General features: G+C 60.7%; 1 protein-coding gene and 2 pseudogenes. All 3 read left to right on the top strand.

The features are described from left to right. Positions 1–268 precede the first annotated feature (268 nt). Positions 269–1,291 carry an alcohol dehydrogenase AdhP gene (gene adhP / locus F604_RS0110385; protein WP_019551594.1) on the top strand — a complete coding sequence of 341 codons (1,023 nt, stop codon included), beginning with the start codon at positions 269–271 and terminating at the stop codon, positions 1,289–1,291. A 282-nt stretch (positions 1,292–1,573) separates the two neighbouring features. Continuing rightward, positions 1,574–1,882, top strand: a pseudogene (locus tag F604_RS12185) (transposase); the annotation flags it as partial. Positions 1,883–1,904: 22 nt separating this feature from the next. Beyond that, positions 1,905–2,805 (top strand): annotated as a pseudogene (locus F604_RS12680) (IS630 family transposase); the annotation flags it as partial.

Genomic DNA, 2,805 nt, shown 5'->3' with positions numbered 1-2,805 from the left:
GTGTAGGTTCTGGGGCGACCGGGTTTGGGGCCAGGTTCTGGGACCTGGAGGGAGCGGATCAGTGTGCGCAGTTGCCACTCGGGGAGTTCTGGTAAGCTGGGAGGGGGCTTGGGTGTTCCCACACATTTATCCAAGCCCCTTCCTTATTGGCGTGTCAATGCATATGCAGGTGAATATCCGAAAGGGGGGATTGACAGAAGAGATATTTGCTGGCATCATAGAGGCAACCCCAAACGGGGAGACCAGGAAGAAGGGAGGGGGATGCAGCATGGGAAAGTGGATGAAGGCGGCCGTCGTCCATGAATTCGGTAAGCCCTTGCGTATTGAGGAACTGCCCAAGCCAGAGCCGGGTCCCGGCGAGGTTGTGGTGCGCATTGAGGCTTCCGGGTTGTGCCATACGGACATTCACGCCGCTCATGGCGACTGGCCCATCAAGCCCAAGCTCCCGCTTATCCCGGGCCATGAAGGGGTCGGTATCGTAGAGAGCTGCGGGGCCGGCGTCACGGAGGTGAAGGAGGGCGACCGGGTCGCCATTCCGTGGCTGGGCTACGCTTGTGGCGTCTGTGAGTACTGCGTGAGCGGCTGGGAAACCCTATGCGAATCTCAACAGAACACGGGTTACACCATCGATGGCTGTTATGCAGAATACGCACGTGCTTCCGCCCGTTATGTCGTCAAGGTACCCAAGGAAGTTGACCCCTTCGATGCCGCTCCCCTGACCTGTGCTGGTGTAACCACCTATAAGGCTGTCAAGGTCTCCGGCGCTCGCCCCTCGGATCTGGTAGCGATTTTTGGCATCGGCGGGCTCGGTCATTTGGCCTTGCAATATGCCAAGATCGCTGGTGCCACGGTGGTGGCCGTCGACCTGTTCGATGAAAAGCTGGAACTGGCACGAGAACTGGGGGCGGATTATACAGTTAACGCCCGTGAGGAGAATCCCGCTGAAGCTATTACCAAACTGGGCGGTGCGGATGCAGCCATCGTTGTTGCTGTTTCTCCGAAGGCATTCGAACAAGCGTACCAGGCGCTGCGTCGGGGCGGACGGCTGGTGTTGGTCGGGCTACCCGCAGAAGGCTTTGTCCGCCTACCAATCTTCGAGACAGTCCTCAGGGGGATCCAGGTTGTTGGATCGATCGTTGGCACTCGGATTGACCTTGCGGAAACGTTTGAACTGCATGCCTTAGGCCGAACGCGAGTTGTTTATGAAAAGCGTCCCCTTGAAATGGTTAATGAATGCTTTGAAGCTGTAGAGCAGGGTAAGGCTAAGGCGCGCATTGTATTCCAAGTGTAGAAGTCGATCCACGAAAACAGGACCTGGGTACTAGCGAGTACTCAGGTCCTGTCCTTTTGCTTCAGATGCTTTTGGAAGAGAGTACGACCACGACAATACCTTTATAACGGCCCCGAAAAGGGGCCTTTTTTGTTGGCGCGACCCGTACCCGAGTTTGACACTTCGAAGACACATGTCTTGACCGAAACCGCGCCACGGCGCGGTTTTTTGACGGTCGTGTAAGGAATTCCTTCGTGTGCTACTTGACCCCAACCCCTGGGATGTGAAAAAAGAGGGGGTGCTATGCTTCCAAACCGAGAGCACCCCCTCTACTATCTTGACGCAGAAACCCTCCTCGTGGCCATCTACATCTGGGTGGACGACGAGCTCAAGGCCCTTCAGGCCCAAGGGTTCAAGCTCCCCAGAAAGCAAAGGCACCAGAAAGCCACCTTGGCTGAACTCCTGGCCCTGGCCATCTTTCTCCTGCTGCAGGGCCAGGACCTGGCCAAGGGCTACCTGGCCGCTAAAACCACCCTCAAGGCCTACTTCCCCTCCCTCCCCCACCTCTCCCGCTTTTATCGGGTCCTGCAAAAGGCCCAGGGGTTGTTAAGTGCCAACCCCTTATCATCTCAACATGGCGGCCCCACTTCGGATCCAGCTGACCCCTGAGGAGGACCGGCTCCTCCTGGAGCTCTCCCTGGACCCAAGGACCCACAAGAAGACCCGCCTGTGGGCCATGATGGTCCGCCTGGCGGCCGAGGGCTGGACCGCCCCAAAGATCGCCCAGCACTTCCACAAGGACCGCACCACGGTCTACCTCGTCCTCCGGCGCTTCGTGAGGGAGGGTCTCCAGGGCCTCGCCTACCGCAAACCCCCGGGAGCTCCCAGGAAGTTCACCCCCGAGATGGCCGCCTTCGTGGAGGAAAGGCTGGCCGAGGATAGGGTCTGGACCGCCCCGCAGCTTGCGGCAGCCCTAGCCGAGCGCTTCGGGGTCCGCCTGGCCCCCAAGGTGGTGGCCCGGCACCTGAGGGCCATGGGGTACGTGTGGAAGCGGACGCGGTACGTGCCTTTGGGAAGACCCACGGAGGAGGAGATGAAGGCCTTTGCGGCGGAGGAAGAGGAGGCAAAAAGGGGGCGCGGGAGGGGGGGATGGAGGTGGGATACCTGGACGAGAGCGGGTTTTCCCTGACCCTTCCTCCTACCTACTCCTGGGGTCGGAGGGGGGAGGCCAGGGGGGTGCCCCGGGCCTGGGGTTCCCGGGGGCGGGTGAACGTGGTGGGGCACTTGGTGCGGGGACGGGAGGGGGAGCGGCTTTTCTTTGCCCTTTTGGAGGGGCCGGTGCGGTGGGAGGTGGTGCGGGGGTATCTGGACCGGGTGGCCGAAGGTTTAGCCAAGCCCCTGAAGGTGTTCATGGACAACGCGCCCTTCCACCGGTCCCGGGAGGTGGAGGGGAGGAAGGAGGCGTGGCGGGAGCGGGGGCTTATGGTGGCCTACCTGCCGCGGTACAGCCCGCATCTGAACCCCATGGAGAGCGT

This window comes from Thermus scotoductus DSM 8553 (genome assembly GCF_000381045.1).
GTDB classification, from domain to species: domain Bacteria; phylum Deinococcota; class Deinococci; order Deinococcales; family Thermaceae; genus Thermus; species Thermus scotoductus.
Note: the sequence above shows the minus strand (reverse complement) of the source record. Positions and strands in the feature narration are given on the sequence as shown.